Origin of the sequence: Ruegeria sp. (assembly GCF_965221235.1) — a bacterium.
Classification (GTDB): domain Bacteria; phylum Pseudomonadota; class Alphaproteobacteria; order Rhodobacterales; family Rhodobacteraceae; genus Ruegeria.
Genome location: NZ_CBDCRS010000003.1, coordinates 438,069 through 462,649 on the forward strand (window position 1 = coordinate 438,069; position 24,581 = coordinate 462,649).

At 58.4% G+C, this 24,581-nt stretch carries 21 protein-coding genes; 15 read left to right on the forward strand and 6 right to left on the reverse strand.

What is annotated here, in order from left to right; all coding sequences use genetic code 11:
- Positions 1-185: 185 nt before the first annotated feature.
- On the forward strand, positions 186-1,460 hold the full coding sequence (locus tag ACOQOY_RS02435) for an NADH:flavin oxidoreductase/NADH oxidase family protein (protein WP_420583895.1): 1,275 nt from the start codon (positions 186-188) through the stop codon (positions 1,458-1,460).
- 106 nt (positions 1,461-1,566) lie between these two features.
- On the opposite strand, the gene ACOQOY_RS02440 is transcribed toward ACOQOY_RS02435, so the two are convergent.
- The gene (locus ACOQOY_RS02440; RefSeq protein WP_420583896.1) at positions 1,567-3,060 is read right to left on the reverse strand and encodes a mannitol dehydrogenase family protein; all 1,494 of its coding nucleotides are present in this window, start codon (positions 3,058-3,060) and stop codon (positions 1,567-1,569) included.
- Entirely contained in the window at positions 3,041-4,252 is a 1,212-nt protein-coding gene (uxuA, locus tag ACOQOY_RS02445) for a mannonate dehydratase (RefSeq protein ID WP_420583897.1), read from the reverse strand. Before uxuA ends, ACOQOY_RS02440 begins: the two co-directional genes overlap by 20 nt.
- Positions 4,253-4,365: 113 nt before the next feature.
- Here uxuA and ACOQOY_RS02450 point away from each other — a divergent pair, with 113 nt between their 5' ends.
- From ACOQOY_RS02450 to ACOQOY_RS02475, 6 genes are all read left to right on the forward strand, one after another.
- The gene (locus ACOQOY_RS02450) at positions 4,366-5,079 is read left to right on the forward strand and encodes a GntR family transcriptional regulator (RefSeq protein WP_420583898.1); all 714 of its coding nucleotides are present in this window, start codon (positions 4,366-4,368) and stop codon (positions 5,077-5,079) included.
- An 8-nt stretch (positions 5,080-5,087) separates the two neighbouring features.
- The gene (locus ACOQOY_RS02455; protein ID WP_420583899.1) at positions 5,088-6,077 is read left to right on the forward strand and encodes a TRAP transporter substrate-binding protein; all 990 of its coding nucleotides are present in this window, start codon (positions 5,088-5,090) and stop codon (positions 6,075-6,077) included.
- Between the two features lie 62 nt (positions 6,078-6,139).
- Positions 6,140-6,637, forward strand: coding sequence for a TRAP transporter small permease (locus ACOQOY_RS02460; protein WP_420583900.1), 498 nt, complete (start codon positions 6,140-6,142; stop codon positions 6,635-6,637).
- Positions 6,638-7,915: a TRAP transporter large permease gene (locus tag ACOQOY_RS02465; RefSeq protein ID WP_420583901.1), complete on the forward strand. Its 1,278-nt coding sequence runs from the start codon at positions 6,638-6,640 to the stop codon at positions 7,913-7,915.
- 10 nt (positions 7,916-7,925) lie between these two features.
- A complete protein-coding gene (locus ACOQOY_RS02470) occupies positions 7,926-8,981 on the forward strand; it encodes an L-idonate 5-dehydrogenase (protein ID WP_420583902.1) in 1,056 nt (351 codons plus the stop codon).
- Complete coding sequence (locus tag ACOQOY_RS02475; RefSeq protein ID WP_420583903.1) at positions 8,978-9,886, forward strand: sugar kinase; 909 nt, start codon at positions 8,978-8,980, stop codon at positions 9,884-9,886. The genes ACOQOY_RS02470 and ACOQOY_RS02475 overlap by 4 nt, the downstream gene beginning before the upstream one ends.
- A 142-nt stretch (positions 9,887-10,028) precedes the next feature.
- Here ACOQOY_RS02475 and ACOQOY_RS02480 read toward each other — a convergent pair whose 3' ends face one another.
- Positions 10,029-10,901, reverse strand: coding sequence for a LysR family transcriptional regulator (locus ACOQOY_RS02480; protein ID WP_420583904.1), 873 nt, complete (start codon positions 10,899-10,901; stop codon positions 10,029-10,031).
- 101 nt (positions 10,902-11,002) lie between these two features.
- Between ACOQOY_RS02480 and ACOQOY_RS02485 the strand changes: the two genes are divergently transcribed.
- The 6 genes from ACOQOY_RS02485 to ACOQOY_RS02510 all read left to right on the forward strand — a co-directional run bounded on the left by ACOQOY_RS02485 (position 11,003) and on the right by ACOQOY_RS02510 (position 17,852).
- Positions 11,003-12,448, forward strand: coding sequence for an aldehyde dehydrogenase family protein (locus ACOQOY_RS02485; protein WP_420583905.1), 1,446 nt, complete (start codon positions 11,003-11,005; stop codon positions 12,446-12,448).
- Positions 12,448-13,437 carry a membrane dipeptidase gene (locus tag ACOQOY_RS02490; RefSeq protein ID WP_420583906.1) on the forward strand — a complete coding sequence of 330 codons (990 nt, stop codon included), beginning with the start codon at positions 12,448-12,450 and terminating at the stop codon, positions 13,435-13,437. Before ACOQOY_RS02485 ends, ACOQOY_RS02490 begins: the two co-directional genes overlap by 1 nt.
- Complete coding sequence (locus ACOQOY_RS02495; RefSeq protein WP_420583907.1) at positions 13,434-15,116, forward strand: hypothetical protein; 1,683 nt, start codon at positions 13,434-13,436, stop codon at positions 15,114-15,116. Before ACOQOY_RS02490 ends, ACOQOY_RS02495 begins: the two co-directional genes overlap by 4 nt.
- On the forward strand, positions 15,113-15,724 hold the full coding sequence (locus ACOQOY_RS02500; protein WP_420583908.1) for a DUF3726 domain-containing protein: 612 nt from the start codon (positions 15,113-15,115) through the stop codon (positions 15,722-15,724). Before ACOQOY_RS02495 ends, ACOQOY_RS02500 begins: the two co-directional genes overlap by 4 nt.
- A gap of 12 nt (positions 15,725-15,736) precedes the next feature.
- A complete protein-coding gene (locus ACOQOY_RS02505; RefSeq protein ID WP_420583909.1) occupies positions 15,737-16,753 on the forward strand; it encodes an Ldh family oxidoreductase in 1,017 nt (338 codons plus the stop codon).
- 79 nt (positions 16,754-16,832) lie between these two features.
- Positions 16,833-17,852, forward strand: coding sequence for a GlxA family transcriptional regulator (locus tag ACOQOY_RS02510; RefSeq protein WP_420583910.1), 1,020 nt, complete (start codon positions 16,833-16,835; stop codon positions 17,850-17,852).
- Here ACOQOY_RS02510 and ACOQOY_RS02515 read toward each other — a convergent pair whose 3' ends face one another.
- Both ACOQOY_RS02515 and ACOQOY_RS02520 read right to left on the reverse strand, forming a co-directional pair.
- On the reverse strand, positions 17,853-20,033 hold the full coding sequence (locus ACOQOY_RS02515) for a CARDB domain-containing protein (protein WP_420583911.1): 2,181 nt from the start codon (positions 20,031-20,033) through the stop codon (positions 17,853-17,855). It abuts the gene before it with no gap.
- 191 nt (positions 20,034-20,224) lie between these two features.
- Positions 20,225-21,736 carry a trimethylamine methyltransferase family protein gene (locus ACOQOY_RS02520; RefSeq protein WP_420583912.1) on the reverse strand — a complete coding sequence of 504 codons (1,512 nt, stop codon included), beginning with the start codon at positions 21,734-21,736 and terminating at the stop codon, positions 20,225-20,227.
- 97 nt (positions 21,737-21,833) lie between these two features.
- Here ACOQOY_RS02520 and ACOQOY_RS02525 point away from each other — a divergent pair, with 97 nt between their 5' ends.
- Complete coding sequence (locus tag ACOQOY_RS02525) at positions 21,834-22,733, forward strand: LysR substrate-binding domain-containing protein (RefSeq protein WP_420583913.1); 900 nt, start codon at positions 21,834-21,836, stop codon at positions 22,731-22,733.
- An 11-nt stretch (positions 22,734-22,744) separates the two neighbouring features.
- Here ACOQOY_RS02525 and ACOQOY_RS02530 read toward each other — a convergent pair whose 3' ends face one another.
- Entirely contained in the window at positions 22,745-23,326 is a 582-nt protein-coding gene (locus ACOQOY_RS02530) for a carboxymuconolactone decarboxylase family protein (RefSeq protein ID WP_420583914.1), read from the reverse strand.
- 147 nt (positions 23,327-23,473) lie between these two features.
- Between ACOQOY_RS02530 and ACOQOY_RS02535 the strand changes: the two genes are divergently transcribed.
- The gene (locus tag ACOQOY_RS02535) at positions 23,474-24,580 is read left to right on the forward strand and encodes a hypothetical protein (RefSeq protein ID WP_420583915.1); all 1,107 of its coding nucleotides are present in this window, start codon (positions 23,474-23,476) and stop codon (positions 24,578-24,580) included.
- The last annotated feature ends 1 nt before the right edge of the window (position 24,581 follow it).

The window sequence follows — 24,581 nt, forward strand, 5'->3', positions numbered from 1 at the left end:
GGTGACTGCGGTAGGAAGACAGAAGACCCTGAAAACGGCCGTGCCGGTAATGCGATGATGAGCCTGTTGCCGCGCTTGACCCAAAGGAATGTGGGCATCCCTGCCCTACCGGCGTTATGAAGTTAGGGTTTGTAACCGGGTCCTGCAGAGACCATGTAACGACCCTAACTTGCAATGATGTGATGATGACCAAGCCCGAGAAATTCGATGTGACAGCGGACGCTCCTGATCACGCACCAATTCTGTTCAGCCCGATACGTCTGGCCAACAAAGTGACTTCACCAAACAGATTTCTGAAATCGGCGATGAGTGAAGTCCTTGCGGTCCAAGGGGAACACCTTCCAACCGACGGCCATCTGCGGGTCTACAAACGTTGGGCCAAGGGGGGAACGGGTATCTTGGTCAGCGGGAACGTCATGATTGACCGAACCGCATTGGGTGAGCCGGGGAATGTCGTCTTAGAAGATGAGCAACATCTTGATCGCTTTATGACGTGGACCAAAGCGGTCCACGACGCAAACCCTGATACGCAGTTCTGGATGCAGATCAACCACCCCGGCAAGCAAAGCCCCAAGTTTCTGTCGCAGCATCCCGTTGCCCCGAGTGCAATCCCACTGCGCGCGGAACTTGAGAAAACCTTCGCGACACCGCGTGAACTGCGCGCAGATGAGATCACAGACCTGATTGGCCGCTTTGCCACGACCGCGCGACTGGCCAAACAGGCGGGGTTCGATGGTGTCCAGATACACGGTGCCCATGGATATCTTGTGAGTCAGTTTCTGTCGCCGCACCATAATCGCCGCAACGATAAATGGGGCGGATCACCCGAAAACCGGCGCAGGTTTGCTATGGAAGTGTACCGAGCCATCAGGAATGAAGTCGGATCGGACTTTCCCGTTTCGATCAAGATGAACAGCGCCGACTTCCAAAAGGGCGGTTTTGAAGGAGAAGATGCCTTTGAACTCATCAAGGCTCTGTCTTCAGAAGGAATTGACCTGATTGAGATATCGGGCGGCAATTACGAAAGCCCCGCAATGACCGGAGCACGGCGATCAACCGGCGAACGCGAAGCTTACTTTTTGGAGTTTGCGGCCAAGGCGCGCACGCTGACTGACGTCGCGATTGCTGTGACCGGAGGCTTCCGCTCAGTTCGGGCGATGGAGACCGCTTTGGCCACCGGGGCCACAGATTTTGTTGGCGTTGCGCGTGCTTTGACGCTGGATCCGGAATTGCCAAAACATGCAGCGGTCGATCCGGACTATGTCTGCAACGTTGGTCGACCCAGTACAGGCCTGCGAGGGATTGACCGCATGTTCATGCTTGCGATCACCTACTATGAAACTCAGATCAGGCGCATGGCCAAGGGCCGGGAACCAAAGCCGGGATTGTCAGCGTGGCACACGGTTTTTCAGAATCTGACTGCCATGGGAACAGCCGCCTTCAAAAAGCGCAGGGCGTAGCAGCTTCGTCGGCAATTCGTCCCGGCGTCGGTTTTCGAATGCCAACCCCAGTAAGCGCTTTGGGTCTAACCAGAGGCACTTACTTGGGTCAGCATTGTTCGGGCGTTCAGCGCGCCGATGACACCAGAGCCGAAGCTGTGTTCGCGACCCCGTTCTCCAAAATGTCAGAAAGACATTCTGTGACCAGCACATTCCAATCCGGGCGCTGGAACAGTGAGCCCGGCAGCAGACCATTCACACCGTTCAAGGCTGCGAGGATCTCAGGCGCACCATCTGCGCCTGCCAGTGCGTCCGAGATCGCGCCGTCCTTGGGATCCCTCAACGCATAGTCCTCACCCGCCTCGGTTCGGCCCAGCAGGTATCGCAGCCAAACAGCGGTAGCGAAGGCAAAGGTTTCCACTGGCAACCCGTGATCAAGCGCTTCTTCGGCGGGCTCGAAGATGCGTTGTGCCATTTTCTGACTGCCATCCATAGCAATCTGATACGTCGCATGTGCAATGCTGGGGTTGTCAAAACGCGCGATCAACTGATCGGCATAGGTCGCATAATCCACACCAGAAAGCGGCGTGAGTCCGGCGCTGACCTGCGTCAGATGTTGGCAAAGAACCGCGCGCAATGCTTCGGGTTTCATGCAATCGCCAATGGTCGGCAAGCCGGATACATGCCCGGCATACGCCAGCAAAGAATGCGAACCGTTCAGCATCCGCAGCTTCATCTTCTCGTAGGGCGTAACGTCGTGCACAAAAATCGCGCCCGCGTTTTCCCAAGCAGGTCGACCATGGGGGAAATTATCTTCAATCACCCATTGGTTGAATTCTTCGCACTGGACCGGGGCGGCATCGGTTAGTCCGGTCAACGTTTGCGCCTCGGCGACGTTGTCGGGCGTGGTTTGTGGGGTGATCCGGTCGACCATGGTCGATGGGAAGGTCACATTCTCATCAATCCAGTTTGCAAGACCGGCATCCACCGATTTGGCGAAATCCATAACGACTTGGCGCACCACCTGCCCGTTATTGGGCAGGTTGTCACAACTCATGATCGCCAGACCACCAATGCTGTTGTCCCGCCGATGCTTGAGGATCTGAGCAAGCAATCCCGGAACGGTTCCGGCCTGGTCCGGGGTCTTGAGATCCTGCACAACATCAGCGTTTTCGAAATCCAGCGCGCCGGTTTGTGGATCAAAGCAATAGGCTTTCTCGGTCACAGTCAGACTGATGATTTTGGTCGCTGGCGCACAGAGTTGTTGCACGATCCGGTCACGGTCCTGTTTCAGCGACAGGGCCTGCGCGACGCTGGCAATGATCCGTGCTGAAGTCCCCGATGCCCCGCGTTGCAGCAAGGTATACAGGCCATCCTGAGCCGTCAGCGCATTGGCCGTACCTGCCGAACGCATACTGACGCCCATGATACGCCAATCGCCGCCATTCTGCGCCAGCGCGTCGTCGGTGTAGACCGCCTGATGTGCGCGGTGGAATGCGCCTAGACCCAAGTGAACGATACCGATCCCGTGGGCGGAGGCATCATATCCCGGTCGGTCCACGCCAGCGTTGAGCGACTTCAGCGTTTCTGAGCAGAGAGTCTCAGGCATTTTCTGTGACATGTTGAATTCCGCTGATCAGACCGCGCAGTTCAGCCAGACCTTTCAGACGGCCAATTGCAGGGTAACCCGGTTGCGCTTTGCGGGTCAGGTCATCGAGAATATCCTGTCCGTGATCGGGACGGAACGGGATCGAATGATCGGCCCGCCCGGCCTCACGCCGCCGTTTTTCTTCCCGCAGTACAGCAGCGACCAATGCCGCCATATCGGTGTCTCCGCCCAGATGTTCAGCTTCGTGGAAAGAGCCAAAAATATCCTCATGTTCGCGGCGCACGTTTCTGAGATGCAGGAAATGCACCCTATCGCCCAGACGGTCCATCATACCGGGAAGGTCATTATCGGACCGCGCGCCCAAGGACCCGGAGCACAGGGTGATGCCATTCGCGGGCAGGTCCACGGCGTCGATCAGGCGCTGATAATCGGCCTCGGTCGACATAATCCGGGGCAAGCCCAGCAGCGGGACCGGCGGATCGTCGGGATGGCAGCATAGGCGCAGGCCCAATTCCTGAGCAAACGGTGCGACCATCTCCATGAAGTCCGCATGATTCTGGGACAGGCTCTGGTGGTCATAGGGCTCGTAGATCTTCAGGTGTTCCTTGATATCCTCAAGGCTGAAATGATCTGCTGCTCCGGGCAGGCCGCAGATGATGTTGTTGACCAACCGCGCCTTGAAACTATCGCTGGCCGATTGGAACCTCAGCTGCGCCTCGGAAACCAAAGCCGCGTCGTGCTCCTCCGCCGCACCTTTGCGTTCCAGAATGAACACATCGAACATGATGAAGTCGATCAGATCGAACCGCATACAAGTGGCGCCGGTTTCAATCTCATGGCTCAGATCGGTTCTGGTCCAATCGAGCAAGGGCATGAAATTGTAGCAGATAACCTCGATCCCGGCCTCAAACAGGTTCTTCAGGCTGATCTTGTAATTCTCGATATGCGCGCGCCAGTCTCCGGTCTGCCGCTTGATGTCCTCGGACACGGGCAGGCTTTCGACTACGCTCCACTCGATCGGAGTTGGCAGAGAGCGTGATCCGGTGCGGATTTCCTCCTGACGCTCACGAATTTCCCGCAAAGGCCAGACCGCGCCCGGCGGTTGATGATGCAGGGCGGTTACGATGCCACGGGCACCTGCTTGTACCACATCTGGGATTGAGACCTGATCCTTTGGGCCAAACCATCTCCAAGTCTCTTGCATCGCGTCTCACTCCCGGTTTTGTGGGTCAATATCTCGGCCATCGCGGGCCGCCTGTCAATAATCTTGTTGACTTGTATGGAAGAATGTAAGAGAAAACTTGTGGGAGGACAAGTATGGGACACCATATCGTCATTGATGATGCTTTTGATCGGAATGCAGCGATAACGCCGCAAATCCATCGGATATTGCGCGAGCGGATCATCAAGAACGACCTGCCCCCCGGCTCCAAACTGTCAGAACCCGAACTGGCGCGGCACTACGAGGTTAGCCGGCAGCCTGTGCGCGAGACCTTTATCAAGCTTGCGGAAGAAGGGCTGGTGAACATCCGGCCACAGCGCGCGACGCTGGTGACAAAGATCGACTTTGAGGTCGTCCTGCAATCACGCTTCGTGCGCGAAGCGGTCGAGGCGGATATTGTGGCACTGCTGGCCACTGATGGCGACACGGCTCTGATCCGCGAGCTTCGGGGTCAGTTGAAAAGTCAGACTAAGGTCGCAAAAACATCGCCTCTGGACTTCATCAATGAAGACCTGAAATTCCATCGCACCCTCGCCGAGGCCGCAGGCAAAGATGTGGCGTGGAAGTTTATCGAAAGCCTCAACAGTCAGATGGACCGGGTGCGGTTCCTGAGTCTGGGGCAGTTCCCGGCCGAAAAACTGGTCGAAGAACATACGCGGGTTGTGGATCAGATCGAAAATCAGGATGCAGCGCAGGCATCAGCCGCCATGCGCAAACATCTTCAGCGTCTGATCCGCGACCTGCCTCAAATCATACGTGAAAACGCAGAATTTTTCGATCGGTACGATCCCGAACTGATCGACAGCTAACCACCAACATGGAGGAAAAGACGGTGTTCAAGCTTAAAAATCTGGTAGTTGCAGGGGTTCTTTCCCAGCTGATCGGCGGCGTTGCGTTCGCGCAAGAGGTCACCTTGAAACTGGGCCACCTCGCCAATGAACAAAACGCCTGGCATCTGGCCTCGGTCAAATTCGCCGAAGAGCTGAACGCCCTGACCGATGGCCGCGTCGCGGTCGAGATTTTCCCCAATGAATCGCTGGGCAAGGAAATCGACCTGATCAACGGCATGCAGCTTGGCACGGTTGACATGACCATCACCGGCGAAAGCCTTCAGAACTGGGCGCCGATGGCCGCACTGCTGGCCGTTCCTTACGCCTATGCCTCGACTGAGCATATGGACGAAGTGGCCGGTGGTGAGATCGGCGACCAGATCGAAGCTCAGATCGTTGAAAAGGCTCAGATCCGCCCCATCGCATATTTCGCGCGCGGCCCTCGCAACCTGACCTCGAACCGTCCGATTGCGCATCCTGATGATCTGGACGGCCAGAAAATGCGCGTCCCGAACGTGCCGCTGTTCGTTGATGTCTGGAGCGCACTGGGCGCGAACCCGACCCCGATGGCGTTCTCTGAGGTATTCACCTCGCTGCAAAATGGCACCATCGGTTCGCAGGAAAACCCGCTGGCTCTGATCCGCTCGGCCAATTTCAACGAAGTGCAAAGCCACGTGAACCTGACCCAGCACGTGCGGTCCTGGATCTACCTGACGATTGCCGAATCGACCTGGCAGTCGCTCAGCGACGAAGACAAGGCCCACGTGATGGAAGCCGCCGCCCGCGCACAGGAATACGAACGTGGCCTGCTGGACGCCAGCCTTGCCGAAGACCGTGCCTATCTTGAAGAAAAAGGCATGACCTTCGTCGAAGTTGACGGCGCAGCCTATGCCGCCAAAGCCAAGGATGCGGTTCTTGCCAACGTCAACGACGAAATCAAACCCATCGTCGAAGACCTGTTCGCAAGCCAGAACTAAATCGCTCTGATCATCTGCCGCTGAACCCGGCGGCAGATGCCACTACAACGGGAGGACGACCGGTGCTGGTGCGCGCTCATCACTTCATGACCATAATTTGCAGAACCGGAGCCTTTATGGCCTTTGGTGTGCTGATCCTGGCCGTCCTTACGCAAGTTATCGGTCGCACAATCGGAAGCTCTCCGGTCTGGACCGAAGAACTGACACGGTTTGCGTTGATCTACCTGACAGCCTTCGGCGTCGGCGTCGCTCTGATCACCGGTGATCTGGTGAATGTGGATGCGGTCTGCGATCAGTTGCCCGGCGACCTGCCCCGCAAGCTGCGCATGGTTGCCTCGGCGGCCACGGCGATCCTGTGCATCGCGCTGATCCCCGGTGCCTCAAAATACGTGCAGATCGGCACGTTCCAGAACTCTCCGGCCATGGCGATGCCGATGGAGTTCGTCCATTTCAGCGTCATGCTGTTTCTATGCCTTTTGGCCATCTTCGCCGTGCTGCGGTTTTTTCTCGACCTGGCGCGCATCCCCTATCGCGAACCGACTACAAACGAGGCTGAGTAAATGGAAGTCGTCGTCCTTTTTGCGGTCTTCATCATCGGCCTGATCATCGGCATCCCGGTGGCGATCACGCTTGGCCTGTCGTCGATGGCCTATCTGCTGCTGTCCGATATCCCGTTGGTAGTGATGCCGCAGAAAATCTATGCGGGTATGGACGTGTTTGTCCTGCTCAGCATTCCCGGCTTCATTCTGGCCGGCAACCTGATGAACAACGGCGGGATCACCGAACGGATCATCCGCTTTGCAAACGCTCTCGTTGGCTGGATTCGTGGCGGTTTGGGCCTGACGAATATCGGAGCCTCGATGCTGTTTGGTGGGATCACCGGTACGGCGGTGGCGGATGCGGCCTCGATCGGCGGCGTCATGATCCCCGGCATGAAAAAGGCAGGCTACCCGGCGGATTTCTCGGCTGCAGTCACGGCGGCCTCTTCAACCGTTGGGCCAATCATTCCGCCCAGCGTTCCGATGATTATCGTTGGCGCGCTGTCCGGCATCTCGGTCGGGAAAATGTTCCTTGCCGGGGCCATCCCCGGCATCCTCATGGGTGTCGCCATGATGGTGACCTGCTATGTCGTCTCGGTCCGCAAGAACTTTCCCAAGCAGGAATGGCGCGGCGTCGGAGAAATCGGACGCGCTTTTGCCGGGGCGTTCTGGGCGCTGGCGATGACCGGGATCATCCTCTACGGCCTGCTCAGCGGTATTGCCACACCGACGGAAACAGCCATCGTGGCCAGCGTCTATGCCTTCATCGTCGGCGCGTTCGTCTACCGTGAACTGCCGCTGAAACTGGTGCCCAAGGTGATCACCGACAGTGCGGTCTCTGCCGCTGCAATTCTGGCTCTGGTCGGGTTCGCCAATGTGTTCGGCTGGATTCTGGTCTCTGAACGCATCCCGCAGGCCATCGCTGACGGTGTACTGACCATCACCGACAACCCCATTCTGGTGATCCTGATCATCAACATCCTGCTGCTGTTCATCGGCATGTTTATGGAGACCATCGCCGCATTGATCATCCTGTTTGTGCCACTGCTGTCACTGGCAACCGCCGTCGGGATCGAGCCGCTACATTTTGCGACCTTCGCCGTGTTGAACCTGATGATCGGACTGACGACGCCTCCGGTCGGGGTCTGTCTGTTTGTCTGCGCAGGCATTGCCAAACTGCCCCTGACACCCGTTGTCCGCGCGATCTTCCCCTTCCTGCTGAGCAACCTGATCGTGCTGCTCATGGTATCTTACATCCCGGCGCTGGCCACCTGGCTGCCGAACAAAATCCTGCCCTAGGACCAAAAACATGGACACTCGCATCTGCCGCCTGCATGCGGCCCACGACCTGAGAGTCGAAACACAACCAGTTCCCGAACTTGCCCCGGATGAGGTGCAAGTCGCCATCGGCGCAGGCGGGATTTGCGGCTCGGACCTGCACTACTACCACGACGGCGGAATCGGCCAGATCCGCGTGCGTGAACCGATCATCGTTGGCCACGAAGCGGCTGGTCGTGTCGTCAGAACCGGTGCCGAAGTCTCGGGTCTCGCCGAAGGCGATCTGGTTGCGATCAACCCCAGCCTGCCCTGCGGCAACTGCTCATTCTGCGAGCGGGGCGCGTTCAACCACTGCGTCAACATGCGGTTCATGGGCTCGGCCTACCGGATGCCGCATGAACAGGGCATGTTCCGCGATATCGTGAATATTCCCGCCATCCGCGCGCATAAATTCACCAACCCAATTCCTGTCCAGAAGGCAGCGTGCTCTGAACCCCTCGCCGTCTGCCTTCACGCGGCCTCCCACGCGACGGACATGACTGGGGCCCGCATCCTTGTCACGGGTGCGGGTCCCATCGGATCGCTGATGACTGCGGTCGCAGCCAAAGAGAACCCCGCCGAATTGGTGGTGACGGACCTGAACGACTACCCGTTGTCAGCGGCGCGAAAGATGGGTGCCAGCGAAACCGTGAACGTGGCCCAAAACCCCGAACAGCTGGACCGTTTCCGCGAAAACAAGGGCGGGTTCGATATCGTGTTCGAATGCACCGGCGCAGCCCCCGCCATTCGCGACGCGTTAGAGATGCTGCGCCCAGGTGGCACCATGGTGCTTGTGGGCGTCGCCGGAGACATTACCTTGGCGCTGAACGTCATCGTCAGCAAGGAAATCCGCATGGTCGGAACCCACCGCTTTCACCCCGAATTCGCCGAGGCCGTCCGCCTGATTGACAGCGGGGAAATCGACGTCTCGCCCGTGGTCAGCCACTCCTTCAGCGTCGACGAAGCCGTGACCGCATTTGACTTGGCAGGCGACAGGACGCAGGCGATCAAAGTACACCTGACTTTTGACGAAAGCCAAACCGCATGAGCGGTCTGCGCATTGCATGTATCGGCGAGGCCATGCTGGAGCTGCGGGTCTCATCCGTTCCCGGCCCGGCCGAGGTAGGCGTTGCCGGGGATGTTCTGAATACAGCCATCTACCTGCGCCGCATGTTGCCGCCAGAGCATGGCGTCAGTTTCGTCAGCTTGCTGGGGCAGGACCGATTGTCGGACGACATGACAAGATACATCGCCTCTCAAGGCATCGACACTGCATGTCTTGGTCAGATCGAAGACCGGCTGCCGGGTGTCTATGCGATCACGACGGACAGCGCAGGCGAACGTAGCTTCCAGTATTGGCGCCAAGCGTCGGCAGCCAGATTGCAGTTTCAGGACGGGGCCGGGCTGTCCTTCGATTCTCTCTCTGGCTTCGACGTCGTCTATATCTCGGCCATCTCTCTCGCAATTCTGCCAGCAGAAGTGCGGCACGGGTTCTTGAATTGGGTTGAGGGCTTTCGCAAGGCAGGAGGCACATTCGTTTTCGATTCCAACTACCGCCCCAAACTTTGGGAGTCCCCCGAAGCGGCACGCGAGACCATCTCGGCCTGTTGGCAGCTTTGCGATATCGCCCTGCCCTCAGTCGATGATGAATTAGCGCTGTTTGGTGAGCAATCCGATCAAGATGTTCTCGAGAGATTTCGCACCTATGAAAACTGCTCCGGCGCTTTGAAACGCGGGTTTTTAGGACCTGTCTCGATCAATCTGAGTTCCCCGGAACAGAAGTTCGACCCAGCCAAGAACGTGGTTGATACCACAGCCGCCGGTGATGGCTTTAACGGCGGTTATCTGGCTGCAATATTGACCGGCAGTACGCAATCTGAGGCGCTGGCGCGCGGCCACGAACTGGCCTGCCGGATTGTCGGCCACTCCGGGGCGATCATTCCGGCTGAATAGTACGGGCAAGCTGATTGGACAGGGGTCACAACGCAGATACGCGCGATGAGCCGAGGCATAAGACAACCCGCGTGTCGGGCTACATTGCACCACCCGGCACGAGCTGCGATCTATAGTTTCTGAGCCACGACGTTACCTGAGATCAACCGATGTCGCAGGATCGGATGAACCGGCAACATTCCTCAACCATGCGCGGAAACCTCGGCTCCTTTTTGACATACAGACAGGCACGACGTTTGTCAGGCAGCCCGGCGATGGGACGAAACGCGATGGCGTCCGGGGAAAAACTCACAACCGATTGCGGCAGAACCGTCACCCAATTCCCGGTGCGGATCATCGACAGCAGCGAATGCGTATTGTGAATGGTGACATTCACCCCGTCCGCAGCAGAGCGGAAGTGCGGCGTTTCAATCAGGTCACACAAGGCGTTCCGAATGAACTTGCCCTCAACCACCTCATCAATCGTTGGTAGGGGGTCTTGCAGATTCAGGGGGTGGTCAGCTGCACAGACAAGACCAAAGCTGTCGTCGAACAGGGTTTCGGCCTCGATCCCGTTCAGCGCATGAAGACCCGAGGCGATTCCGATCTCGGCTTTGCCCAACACCAAAGCCTCCAGCACTTGCTGACTGTCCGTGTCACGCATCTCAATTTTGAGGTCGGGGAAACGATTGGTCATATGTTCAAGGATCTGCGGAAAGATCATTGCTGCGACGGACGGAACGGACACGATGCGGATCAGGCCGTGATCGGCTTTGGCCACGTCGTCAATTGTTCGAAGGGTTTCATCGAACTGGCGCACCTGAGTGGCGGCCAGTACATAGACCTGCTCGCCCAGCGGTGACAGCTGGTTCTTCCGCTCACCCGCAAAAAGCGGTTTGCCCAGATGATCCTCTAACTGTTTGAGCGTCATGGATAACGCGGATTGCGTCCGGCCCAGCCGGTCAGCCGCCGCAGACAGGCTGCCGCTTTGGGCCACAGCGCAAAAGCTGCGCAGCATTTCGATCTTGATGGCCATACTTCAGAATTCCTGAAACGCACTTCAGTTGTTTGAGTTTGACTGATGCAATCGCCGAAGTCCATTCTCATCGCAATCTGAATTTGGCTGCGGGGCGTGTCTTGACCAAACTGAACTTCATTGCCGGTGATTGGTGTGCCGGAGAGAGCGAGATCGAAAATCGCAACCCATCGGATCTGAGCGATCTTGTCGGGACATTTGCCCAAGCCAGTGCCGATCAACTTGAGACGACGCTGGATCAGGCCCGGACCGCTCAGGCTGAATGGGCGCGGTACGGGATTGAACGCAAGCAAAGCGTCCTGATGAATATCGGCACCGAACTGATGACCCGCGCCGAAGAACTCGGCACCCTACTGAGCCGCGAAGAAGGCAAACCGCTGGCCGAGGGCAAGGGCGAAGTTTATCGTGCCGGGCAGTTCTTCACCTATTACGCCGCCGAATGCTTGCGCCAGATCGGAAAGAATGCCGACAGCGTGCGCGATGGGATCGAGGTTGACGTGCGGCGCGAACCAGTTGGCGTTGTGGCCGTGATCAGCCCGTGGAACTTCCCCACTGCGACCGCTTCGTGGAAGATCGCTCCGGCGCTTTGCTATGGCAACGCGGTGGTGTGGAAACCGGCCAATATTACTCCGGCATCAGCGGTGGCCCTGACCGAAATCATCGCCAAACAGGATATTCCGAAAGGTCTGTTCAGCCTTGTGATGGGGTCAGGCGGCTCTGTTGGTCAGCGGCTTGCCGAAAGCCCGAAGGTCAACGCGATCTCGTTCACTGGGTCGGTGCCTGTCGGCAAGAAAATCGCCACGGCAGCGATCGGCAATTTGACAAAGGTTCAAATGGAGATGGGCTCGAAAAACGCGCTGGCGGTGATGGATGACGCTGATCTCGATCTTGCCGTCACACTGGCGCTTGGTGGAGCGTTTGGCGGGTCGGGACAAAAATGCACTGCCTCCTCTCGGCTTGTGGTGCATCACGCGATCCACGATGCGTTTGTCGAAAAGCTGGTGCAGGGCGCGCAGGCGATGAAGGTCGGACACGCTTTGGATGAAGCCACACAGATGGGACCAGTGGTCAGTGCGCAGCAGCTTGCAGAGAACCTCGCCTATGTTGATCTGGGCAAGTCCGAAGGTGCTGACCTGGCTTGTGGGGGCGAACGCCTGGAGATGCCGCATGAGGGGTACTATATGTCTCCGGGTGTGTTCCTGAACACGACAAATGATATGCGGATCAACCGGGAAGAGATGTTTGCCCCACTCACCAGCGTCATCAAGGTGGGCAGCTATGACGAGGCGTTGAGCGTCGTCAACGACACGAACTTTGGCCTGACATCGGGTATCGTCACGCAATCGCTCGCCCGTGCCACCCATTTCCGACGCAATGCCCGCACCGGGGTTGTGACTGTCAACCTGCCCACCGCAGGAACCGACTATCACGTGCCGTTCGGTGGGCGAGGCGATAGCTCCTACGGGCCGCGCGAACAGGGCAAGGCGGCGGCTGAGTTCTATACCACGGTCAAAACCGCCTATATCAGCGCAGGGGTCCCTGACTGATGCGGCCCGACCCCAGAATAGACGGGCTGCAATATGCCAACTGGTCGGAAAAGATTTTTCGGCAAATGCGCGAAGGTGGCGTCGACGCGGTTCACGTCACCATCGCGTATCACGAGAATTTCCGTGAAACGGTGCTGAACTTTGAGCAATGGAACCGCTGGTTCGAGCAGTTCCCAGATCTGATCATGAAGGGTCAATGGGCCAGCGATATCGACATCGCCCGCGAAACCGGGCGCACCGCGATCTTCTTTGGCTTTCAAAACCCTTCCCCCATCGAAGATGACATTGGGCTGGTCGAGATCGTCCATACGCTCGGCGCGCGTTTCATGCAGCTGACCTATAACAACCAGTCCCTGCTGGCGACCGGATGTTACGAGGCCGAAGACACCGGCATCACACGCATGGGGCGGCAGGTCATCAAAGAGATGAACCGCGTGGGTCTGGTCGTGGACATGAGCCACTCGGCCGACAGGTCCACCATCGAAGCCGCCGAAATTTCGGAACGCCCTATCGCGATAACGCATGCCAATCCACATGAATGGGCCCCTGCCCTGCGTAACAAACGCGACGATGTGATCCGGGCGGTCACACAGAATGGCGGTATGTTCGGCTTTTCGGTCTATCCGCATCATCTGAAGGACAAATCCGACTGCACCTTGCAAAGCTTCTGCGAGATGATTGCCCGAACGGCTGAGACATTCGGGCCCGAACACCTCGGGATTGGCACCGATCTGTGTCAGGATCAGCCGGACAGCGTGGTGGAATGGATGCGCGTGGGACGGTGGAGCAAAGAGATCGACTATGGCGAGGGGTCGGCGGCAGCGCCCGGTTTCCCGCCCATGCCGGATTGGTTCCGCGATAACCGGGACTTTGGTCAGATCGAGAACGGATTGCGCGCGACAGGCCTGTCAGATGAAGAAGTCACTGGGATCATGGGCGGCAACTGGCGACGCTTTTTTGCCGATAACTTTGGGTCGGCCTCCGCATGACCGAAACCGGCGCATATATCCCCCGCCGCGATCCGGCACAGGTGATGAGGCTGAAACGGCTGGGGTCTTTGCATCAATGCCGGTTAAGCTTCATGCGGATCCTGACGCGACGTATGGCGCAGGATAGCTGGCAGTTCACACGGCCGGTTTTTGATATCAGCGAAGCTGGCGTGGGCCGCGCGGTCTATACAGCGCAAGGGCCGGATCGGGCATATTCACTGGTGGCCTTTGCCCATGACCTGCCCGATGAGCTGCGGTCAGATCGAGTAATTGCCGAAGCCTGGGACGCGACCTTTACGTTGTTTGACGGCGTCCCGACCGAAGCCGACCTCGACCGTCTTGCGCAAAACGTGCCGCTGCAAGAGGCCGGTCGGATTACCGAGCAAGAGCTGTCCCTGTCACGGGCAAATCGCTCGGTTCGCCTTTGGTCGCATGTGGTCGAGCAGCTGGCATCCGGTCGCCAACCTGACTCGGAACAGATCGGGGCCGTCGGTTACCTGATGCGGACCACTGCGGTTTATGGCTCGGGCAAATTCGGGGCGGCGGATCGGGAAACGCTGGCCGACCGACCCGAATTGCAGGTTCCGTTTCAGGTCGAGATGCTGTCGGTCTACCTCACCCGCGCCTTCGTCCGCGATCTCGTTGAACACATGGCGCGGGTCAAGGGCGGAGATCAGGCCGCGCGTCTCGACACAGCCACCTCGCGCCAACTGGGCATCGGCAATTCCACGGGTCTGGGCATGGCTCCGTTTATCATCAACCACCCGATCCTGCTGAACAACTGGATCATGGCCAGGGAAGAGGCCATCGCCCGTGTGCGTAACCACCCCGCAGCGACAGAGACACAAATTAAAGCCTTTCGCGACCTCTTCGAGCGCAGCGCGATCTCTGTTGAGCGCTGGCAGTCAGCTCATCCCATCCAGATTGAGAAACTGAAGCACCTGAAGGCAGATTTGAACGCGATCCGCGCCCACCTCGGGACCGGTGTTTTGCAACAGGACACCCCGTGGGACCATCTGTGGCACTGGTCAGAAACCGCACTCAGCGAAGAGGGTCAGGAATTGATCGCCTCACTGATGCTTGAACCCTTCCCGGAGGATGTCGACGGGCTGGCCTGCTGCATGGCCGACAGCAACGGCGATGCCTTTGTGATCGACGGCTCCATGCCGGTGCGCGACGCGTGTGCTTTGATCGAAGACAGCTTTGGCTGGGCGCTGAGCCTCGACTGGTCAGCCCCGGAAAATTGCGCGCGGGCGTGGTATGTGTCTGAGGAAAAGCTGGAACCCCGGATGGGCGAACGGTTCGAAGAACCCATCGCCGATTATGAACAACCGCTGGCCCCGGCCCGGGATGCTGCCGCTGCATACGGGGCTTTGTCGGATTTTGCGGGCGACTCGGTGGCGGAGTTCCTGCGGCACCACCCCGAACATCGACACACCATCCGTCGCGCCCAGATGTCCCGCATCGCGCCCTATGGCGAGGTGCGCGACAACACGATTAGCGCTTCAGTTCTGCCTATCGACATGTTGCGCGCCAAGCTGTCGTTCTTCGGTGCAACGCATTTCGATCCGCGCTCGGACCGTTGGGTGCGGATCTGCATGTATGCCGGTGCGCCCTACCCCGAAGAACTGACGCCGGAGAACGCGGACCTGTGGGTCTACCCGGAGCTGCCGCAATGAGTTTCTCGCTGAACGAGGTCGAAGCGACCGCCAAACGTGCTGCACGCGGCGGTGGCTATAGCTGGGGGCTGGCCGAAGAGGCTGGCAAAGCCACGCGTTGGCTTTGCATGCAAGGTCTGGACGGTGTGGCAGAACTGGCTTTGCTACTTGAGAAGGGGCTCACGACAAACGAAAGCCCGAACGGCTCCCATGATGGCCAAGGGCCGCGCTGCCCGTTGCTGGCTGGGTCGGGGTTGTCGGACAGCGCCAATCACATGACGCGACCAAGTGCCGAGATGCTGAACGTGTCACAGCCGGCACTGATCCTGCCCTTTGCCGCAATGGCCGCCCGCAGGATGAGAGCCCCCTTGCGCATCACTGCCCGCACATGGACGGCGGAGACGGATGGCCACAATCTGAACATAACCGGCAGTCCCACGGACCCGGTCAGTGATCTTCACGTTGAACCCTGCGACACCGTGGCTTCTGCTTTGCCCCACCACACACGCGCTACGCCCGATCCCGTACATTGGGAAACGCTGAATCGATTTGCCCATCGCACCTATGCCCCCGCCACAGAAGAGTCCCGCCGTTTGGGGGCGGGCAGCGGCAAAACCGACAATGACTAAGGAGACGCGGCTGTGAGCCAGACACAAACACTTTCGCTGGAGGAAATCGAGGACCTGTCCTTTCGCGCCCTCTTCGCCGTTGGCACGTCCGAGGCCAATGCCCGCCCTCTTGCCCGCGGGACCGCAGCGACCGAGGCGGATGGGGTGGCCAGCCATGGACTGGCCTATATCCCGATTTATTGCGAACATGTGCTTTGCGGTAAGGTTGACGGTCAGGCAATGCCAGCTCTGGCGACGCCCCGTCCGGGTGTTGTGACAGTGGACGCGGCCACCGGTTTTGCCCACCCCGCAATCGACATCGGATTTGATGCCCTGATCCCCGCTGCAAAGGCGCAGGGGGTTGCGGCTCTGGCCATCAGGAACAGCTATAACTGCGGTGTTCTGGGCTATCATACCCACCGTCTGGCACAGGCTGGACTGGTCGGAATGGGCTTTACCAACGCTCCAGCCTCGATCGCGCCGTCAGGCGGGTCGAAACCCGTGGTCGGCACCAATCCATTTTCGCTTGCCGTTCCCGGCACCGACGGCACACCTGCTCTGCTGATCGACCAAAGCGCCAGTACCATCGCAAAAAGCGAGGTGATGAAACACGCGCGCGAAGGCAAACCAATCCCCCAAGGATGGGCGTTGGACCCGGACGGAAACCCTACAACCGACCCCGAGGTCGGGCTGAAGGGATCAATGGCACCCTCTGGCGGGTATAAAGGCGTTGGCGTTGCCCTGTTGACCGAGGTCATGGCCGCGGCCCTGACCGGGGCAACGCTGGGCGCTTATGCCTCACCTTTTTCCGGCACTGCCGGAGGACCGCCCAGAACCGGTCAATTCTTCCTTGCCATTGACCCGAACGCAACAGCGTCGGACGGGTTCGCCTCCAATATAACCAGCCTCGTCGAGGTCATTCGTGCGCAGGAAAACGCGCACCTGCCCGGAGATGGCCGCAGCGCAAAACGTCGAGCAGCGCAGGACAACGGCGTGGCGGTGAGCACAGCCACACTCGAAAAAATCGCGGCCATTTTGAAAGACCACTAACCTGCTTTGCAGATAAACTCTTGAAGAGCGCGGGCTTCGATGACCATATATCTGCAACCCGCATATTTCAGAGGCTGGCATGCACCAGATCTCAATACCCCTGAAAGACAACGGTCGCGCGCCGATTTCCATTGGCTTTCTTCTGCTGCCCGGGTTCCCGATGGCCTGCTTGTCCTCGGTGATCGAACCGCTGAGGGCTGCTAACGAGATCTCGGGGCGGGACATGTTCTCCTGGACACTGGTTTCAGAGAATGGCGCGCGGGTCTGCTCCAGCGCCCGAATTGAGTTCGACGTGGATGCCGCCCTGTCTGACCTGCCGCAGGTTGATTTTCTGGTTATCCTGTCGGAACCCGACGGAGTGTTGTCTGATCTCAAGGCCGCAACCGGCAAGCTACGGTACTTGTCTCGGCATGGCACCACGCTCTGCGCGGTCAGCGGCGGCGTGTTTCCTTTGGCACGATCGGGTGTTCTGGATGGTCAGACCTGCTCGGTTCACTGGCTGTATCGCACCACGTTCGAGATTGAGTTTCCACAGATTGACATCACGGATGATGTGATCGCCATTACTGACAGATGCTGTACCGCCTCGGGCGCGGCTTCGGCGTTTGATCTTGCCCTGCATATGGTCGAGGCCACCCTTGGCAGCGCCATCATGACAGAAGTCGCCTGCTGGTTTCAGCATTCCGCGATCCGCAACCCGGACATTCCGCAAAAGACGCCGACCTTCCAGACTGACGATACGGCAGATCATCTGCCAAACATCGTCTCGGGCGCAATTGCTCTGTTTTCCGAAAACCTTGCCTTCCCCCTGACAACCCGCGAGGTTGCGCGTCAGGTGGGTGTGTCGGCCCGCCACCTGGAACGCAGTTTCCGTCAGACTTTGGGCCAAAGCCCCGCCGAATACTATCGCCAGCTTCGCCTGCGTACGGCGCGGCAGCTTGTGATCCACACACAGGAAACGCTCACCTCGATTGCCTATGCGGTCGGCTATGCCAATGCAGCCGCCATGTCGCGACGTTATGCCGAGCAATTCGGGTCGACGCCGCGCAATGACCGCCAGGCCCATAACCGGTTCCGGGTCACGCGCGGCGTGGCCTGATCAGAGGAAACCACCGACAGAAACCGGCCCCTGTTCTTCGATGATCAGGAAATCGCTGATGTCCAGATCGTCAACATCAACGCCGCTGAGCAACAGGCTGGAGTCGTCTGCATATTGCAGCAATGCGCCCTCATCCGTCTGAACGAGGTCCAGCATGGGGTCATATGTTTCCCCGAAATCAACCTGAATGACCACCGTGTCAAAGTTGAAATCGAAGTCGTCGACAACGTCATGCCCAAAGCCCGAGACCCCGTCGCCGGACGTGTGCCGAATGATCCCGACCTGATCGTTTCCTTCGCCCAGGATCAACAAATCATCCCCGGCATTCCCGAAAACAAAGTCATCACCCGCACCGGCGTCGATGATGTCATTCCCGTAACTTCCGATGATCAGGTCGTTGCCGGTTCCAGCATCCAGATCGCGCACGGCACTGCCAGACAGATCCACCTGATCATCATGATCGCTCAGGACAATCTGCTCAAAATTTGAATAGGTCGAGAGCGTTGGACCAAGGTCGATTGAATATTCGATCAGTTCCTGCGAATTGAATTCGGCAAAATACAGCCCCACACCCTGACTGCTGGAAGAAAAGTCGAGCGTGTCGTAACCTGCGCCGCCATCTACCCTGTCAAAGCCCGGCCCGGCAAAGGCAATGTCGTCGCCGCCCAGCAGGTCCAAGGTGTCTCCGCCCGGGCTGCTGGTCCAAATGTCGTTTGCTTCAGTCCCGGTTGCGACACCGCCTACCAAGGTCACACCGGCACTGGCGCTGTTGTTGCTGGGATCAATGTCCGGTTCCGTATCTGACACCAGAATGACCTGATAATCTCCGGCCGGGACGTTGCCGTCGATATTGACGGCCGCTGTGAGTGTTGCGGTTCCGCCGATATGCAAGGTTGTAGACCCGCTCCAGATAGCGATGTCATCAGCCGACAGGGTTCCGTCTGTCGAGAGGTAAGCGGTGAACCCGGCGTTGAACACCGGATCGCTGCCCAGGTTGGACACCTCAACACTCAGATCAAGCTGCGCTCCGGTCGGCCCCCAGAAATCGCCATCCGGCCCCAGATCGAGATCGGATGAGTTGCCGATGCTGACCGAATTGACGGCGATGTCCACCACAGGTTCGGGCGGCGGCGTCAGAGTGATTGTTTGCACGATCGTGTTGTTGTCGGGGTGTGTATCCGCGGTGCCGTCGTGCCATTCCACAACGCTGATCAAATAGTAGTCGCCCGGCGCGTAATCCTCGGGCAGCCAATGCGTTGCGGAGGGGCTTGTTGTCATTCCGGGATCACTGCCGCCCGTGACAACCGCGATCTGCTGATCATCGGCGGAAAGGGTGGCATCGGCAGACACATAGGTTGAGACGGTATAGCCCGCGACATCCATATTTGAGGCATCATGGATGACGTAATCCATCTGAATTCTGGCACCGCCTTCCAGCTCTAAATCAGAACTGCCGTTAACAGTTGCGGACACAAGTTGCAGATCGGCCTTCGGCGCTTCGACGGTGATCTGTACCCATTCGGTTTGATTGTCCGCTTCGTTTTCTTCGTCCAGATCGTTGGCGCTGTCCACACGCGCCGCAACCCAGTAAGTCCCCGGCTCCAGCGTCCCAGGGTCAAATGAGAATGAAACTGCGCCTGTACTGCCAGTGGCGGTCGACCCCAGCATAGCAGTGTCTAAGGTACCAATAACCGCGCCGTCATCCGGGGCGGATGCGATCAAAAGATCGACCGTAGCCTCGGGCGCGTCGATCACGCCGTCCGATGTGATGTTCACATTGATCGCGGTCGTTTCTCCGGGTGACAGGATAGTGTCATCTACCATCAGGCTTTCAACGGTCAGATTGGCCAGCCGAGGCTGAATGACCTCAGCCGCAGATTGGGTCATATCGGCAAACTCAAACTGTTCCACATCCGAGATCGTGTCGGTCCCCTCGGGGCCTGAAATCTGAATGCGCCCATCGCTGAGCAAAGTAACGTCATAGGCGTCGCGGGTATACGCGAACACGGCCGTATCAAAGCCAGATCCACCCAAAATAGTATCGTCGCCGCCGCCACCGATCAGGCGGTCATCGCCGCCCTTTCCGTCCAGAACCTCGTCAGCATTGGTGCCGGTCAGAACATTGTCACGCTTGTTGCCGGAAATGTAATTGCTGTCTCCACCCTTGTTTGGCTTGGGCATGCGAAAACTCCCTCAAATCAATCAATTCAGATTTGATTGGCAAAGAAATACGGCAACAATTAGGCGTTGATGCGGGCGGAGCGTTTCTTCCTAAAGTAGAATCACTGAGTTGCGCAATAACTGCTACAAGGCGACGCTCATCCGCCCTAGGTCAAAGGCATTTAGCCCATGCTTCGCACATACGATTTCGGTCAGTACCAAGCGTCGGGCAGGCTTTCTTTGCGTTTGGCGACGAACTCCTCCAACGCTTCGCGCAGCGCTATGTCCATCGGCGGTTCTTCGTATTCGCTGAGCATTTTGTTCCAGCGCTCATACGCCCGGGTGCGCATGTCTTTGGCCCCTTCGTCTTCCCAACTTTCGACATTCTCACTGTGGCTCAGCGCGGGTTCGTAGAACGCGTCCTGATAATGGCGCATGGTGTGACCGCAGCCCAGGAAGTGACCTCCCGCGCCTACCTCGGCATAGGCATCGCGGGCCAGCGCTTCGTCCGAGGTATCCAGCCCGAGGCTCAGCACCTTCTGATAGGAACCAAGCCGATCTGCATCCATGATCAGCTTTTCAAAACCAGTGCACAGCCCGCCCTCAAGCCAGCCTGCCGAATGCAGCACGAAATTCGCGCCTGCCAGCATGGTCGAATGCATCGAGTCCGCACTTTCATAGGCGGCCTGCGCATCTTCGATCTTTGACGCCGTGAGCGAGCCGCCGCAGCGAAGGGGCAGACCCGCGCGGCGCGCCAGTTGGCCGATTGCATAGTTCGAGATCACAGGCTCGGGCATCCCAAATGTCGGTGCGCCGGACTTGAGCGACATCGACGACAGGAAATTTCCCAGAACGAATGGCGCACCGGGTCGGATAAGTTGAATATATGCACAGACCATCATCGCTTCGGCCATCGCCTGCGCCACCGAGGCCGCCGTCGACACAGGCCCCATCGCGCCAGACAGGATAAACGGCACCACGACCATGCCCTGCCCCCGGCTGCTGTAGACCCGTGCCGCCTCGGTCACGACCTTGTCCACCAGCAGCGGAGAATTGGTGTTCACATTGCCCATGATGACACAGTTTTCCGCCATCACATCGGCCCCAAACACGATCTCGGCCATGTCGACACTGTCCTGCGCCCGGCTCATCTCGGTGATGGCGCCCAGATGCGGTTTGTCACTGAGGGTCATATGGGCCAACAGCATATCCAGATGCCGCTTGCTGACCGGAATATCGCAGGGCTCGCAGGTGACAAAGCCACCGTGATGCAGATTTGGGTGCAGATAGGTCAGGCGGACAAGATCCTGAAACGCCGCGATGTCGCCGTAGCGCCGCCCGCCTTCCAGATCGCGCACAAAAGGAGCGCCGTAGATGGGCGCGAAGACCTGATTTCGCCCGCCAATCCGAACCGACCGCTCGGGGTTGCGGGCCAGCTGCGTGAATCCAGACGGAGCCTTGGCGCACAGGTTGCGAATCCAGTCCGCAGGCGCGCGCACGATGTCACCTTCGATCCGGGCACCCTCGCGCCGCCAAAGGTCCAGCGCTTCGGGATCGTCGCGAAACGCGATGCCGATATCCTGCAATATCCAGTCCACCTGCTGTTCCAGGCGAACCAGTTGCTCTTCGTCCAACAGATCATAATACGCAGCCTGACGTTGGATATAGGGGGCCGCTGTTTGCGTGTTCTGACGGTTTCTGGAATTCCGCGCGCGACGTGCCATTGCTGACCCTTTCCCCCAATGTTCCGCGCATAGTCATAATAATGATCTGGTATTCTGTGACGGTTGAAAATAGTGATGTTTTGCATAATCTGAAATTATGCTAAAACTCTGGTCTCTGCTCGCATCCCCCCGTCATCTTGTGGTCTTCGAGGCCGCCGCACGCACAGGGTCTTTCACCAAAGCTGCAGATGAGTTGAACGTTCAGCAACCGGCGGTCAGCGCCTCGATCAAACAACTGGAGACATCGCTGGGGGTAATCCTGTTCCGGCGCGATCATCGCAAGATCACCCTAACCAATGCCGGGAACCGTCTGTTTTCCGACGTCACTCGATCCTTCGAGATACTGGCCGATTCCGCGGCTTCAATCCGGCAATTCGCCAGCAATGATCACGTGACGCTCAGCGCTTCGTCGGCCTTTAACAACTATTGGCTGGTCCCGCGCATTGCGTCGTTCCAAAAGACCCACCCGGATATCGACCTACGCCTGCAATCCAGCGACCGCGAGCCTGACCTGACCGTCGAAACCATCAGTCTTGCCGTGCGTCTGGGTGATGGCAACTGGCCTGATTGCGACGCGCAGCTGATCGCGCCAGAGGTGATCTATCCCGTCGCCGCACCGCGAGTCATGGCGGCGGCTGTAACCCTAAGAAGCGTGCCAAACCTCCTCAGCCAACGGCTCATCCATCTTGAAGAACCGATCCGCGAGCGCCCGACCTGGCAGCAATGGTTTCAGGCCTTTGGCATCACCGAAGTTACCCCGCATACCGGCCTGCGCCTGAACGATTACACTCTGGTTCTTCAGGCCGCGATGGCGGGCGAAGGGTTTGCCTTTGGCTGGCATCACATTGTCGCACCGCTGGTGCAGAAGGGCATGCTGGCCGCGCATCAGGAGTGGGCCTGGTCGACGGGAAAGGGTTTCTATCTGGTCTGGTCGAAATCCCGACCCCTGACCCCGGAGGCGAAGATCGTGCGCGATTGGATTCTGTCTGCTCGCTAATCGGCTGAGGGTTAGTCCTCGGCCTTGTAATAGCCGATCACATCATTGTCCGTGGTTGCCCCCAATCCGTTCAGCAGCCGGTTCGAATAGTTGAAATACGCGCAAACCTGATTCACTTCGAGGATTTCGCCATCCGAGCAGCCCTCGATCTTTAGTGCTTCAAAGTCCGATTTGACCATTTTACCCACATCGGTCGTCAGCTTTGCAGCATAGCGCAGCAGCGCCAGCTCTTTGCCCTCAAACTCATTCTCGGGGCGCTGCGCCTTGAGCGCCACAAAGATGCGGTCGCTGCGTGGCTGGTCCTTGAGCAGGTTGCGCACATTCATGAAGTGATGAGTCAGCGAATAGGTGCAATCATTCAGGATCGAGGTGTAGCTGGCCACCACCTCCAGAAACCAGAAAGGCAGCACATTGTCCTGCGAATGCAAGACCGAACGGTACAGAGTGACATGGCCATTCATCGTCTCGGGCCGCAGCGAATGGACCCGCATCACGGTGTCGACGGTTCCATGCGGAGTGCGCGCCTTATCCAGCAGTTCTTTCAGGCGGCCCTCGGCCTTCTCGTCCGAGACCATTTCGATCCAAGCGCTCATTGCGGCGTCTCCTGTCTGTGATGACCCGACCATATGAACGCAGCAGTCAGGAGTGTCAGTAAATTTTTTCCGCGACGCGACATTTTTGTGGATCACGGGAACGTGAAGGGTGTAAAACCCATAAGTTCCTTTTTGAAAGCTGCCGAGATGAACACTCAGGACCTGCACGCGGGCGCGGAAAATCTACTGTTCAGATGTGGTGGCCTGGCCGCGGGCGACCGCCTGTTGGTGCTGCGCGAAGACCCTGCCCTTGGTTATTACGACGCCGGAATTTGTGACGCGATTCTGGAATGCGCACGGTCCCGGCAGATCGAAACCACCGTTCAGACCCTTCCGTTTGACCCGATGGGGACGGAATTGCCCGACGCTCTGATCCGCGAGATGGAGACCGCCGACCGTACTTTGTTCCTGTCCCGCACTGGGGATCAGGTCCGGTTCAACGCAGCGATGCACCACATCCATCCAATCATGTCCTATGCGCTGGATGCTGAGATGCTGGCGTCCGGCTTTGGCCGTGCAGACTATGCCGGGTTCGTCGCACTTAAGAATGCAGTCAATGGGTTGATGTCTGCGGCCGAACATATCCATGTCACCTGCCAACTGGGAACCGATTTCAGCGGCCCCGGCGCACAGTTCCCCAAGGCCAAAGCCGCTGATGTCAGTGTGGTGCGCTTTCCTATGTCGGTGTTTGCACCGGTTCCGGCTCAGGGGTTTTCCGGCACCTTGATCCAGGACGGATTTCTGGTTGGTACCGGGTCAAAGTTCTATGATCCCTACGGCTGCACGCTGCGCGAACCTCTTGCGGTTCACTTCAAGGACAACACGCTTAGCGGGTTCTCTGGCCATCCGATGGATGTGCATTGTGCTGAAATGCACTATGCAAAGGTTGGTGAGATGTTCGGTCTTGATCCGCTGACAATGCATTCGTGGCATGCGGGGATCCATCCGGGCTGCGCCTTTACCGCCCCGGCCAGCCAAAGTTTTGAACGTTGGAGCGGGTCGGCCTTTGGCAACCCCCGGCTGCTGCATTTCCACACATGCGGCGACTATGCACCGGGAGAGATCTCGTTGAACGTGCTGGACCCGACTATCCGGGTCGATGGGGTCGCCGTTTGGGACAAAGGCGTTCTACGGCCCGAGACCATCCCCGGAGGAGCGGAGGTTCTGGCGCGTTACCCCTCGGTCAAAGCTGTATTCGACGCACCGGAACAACAGGTCGGACAGGGCGCGAACGGGCGGCTTTCGGCCAGCTGAG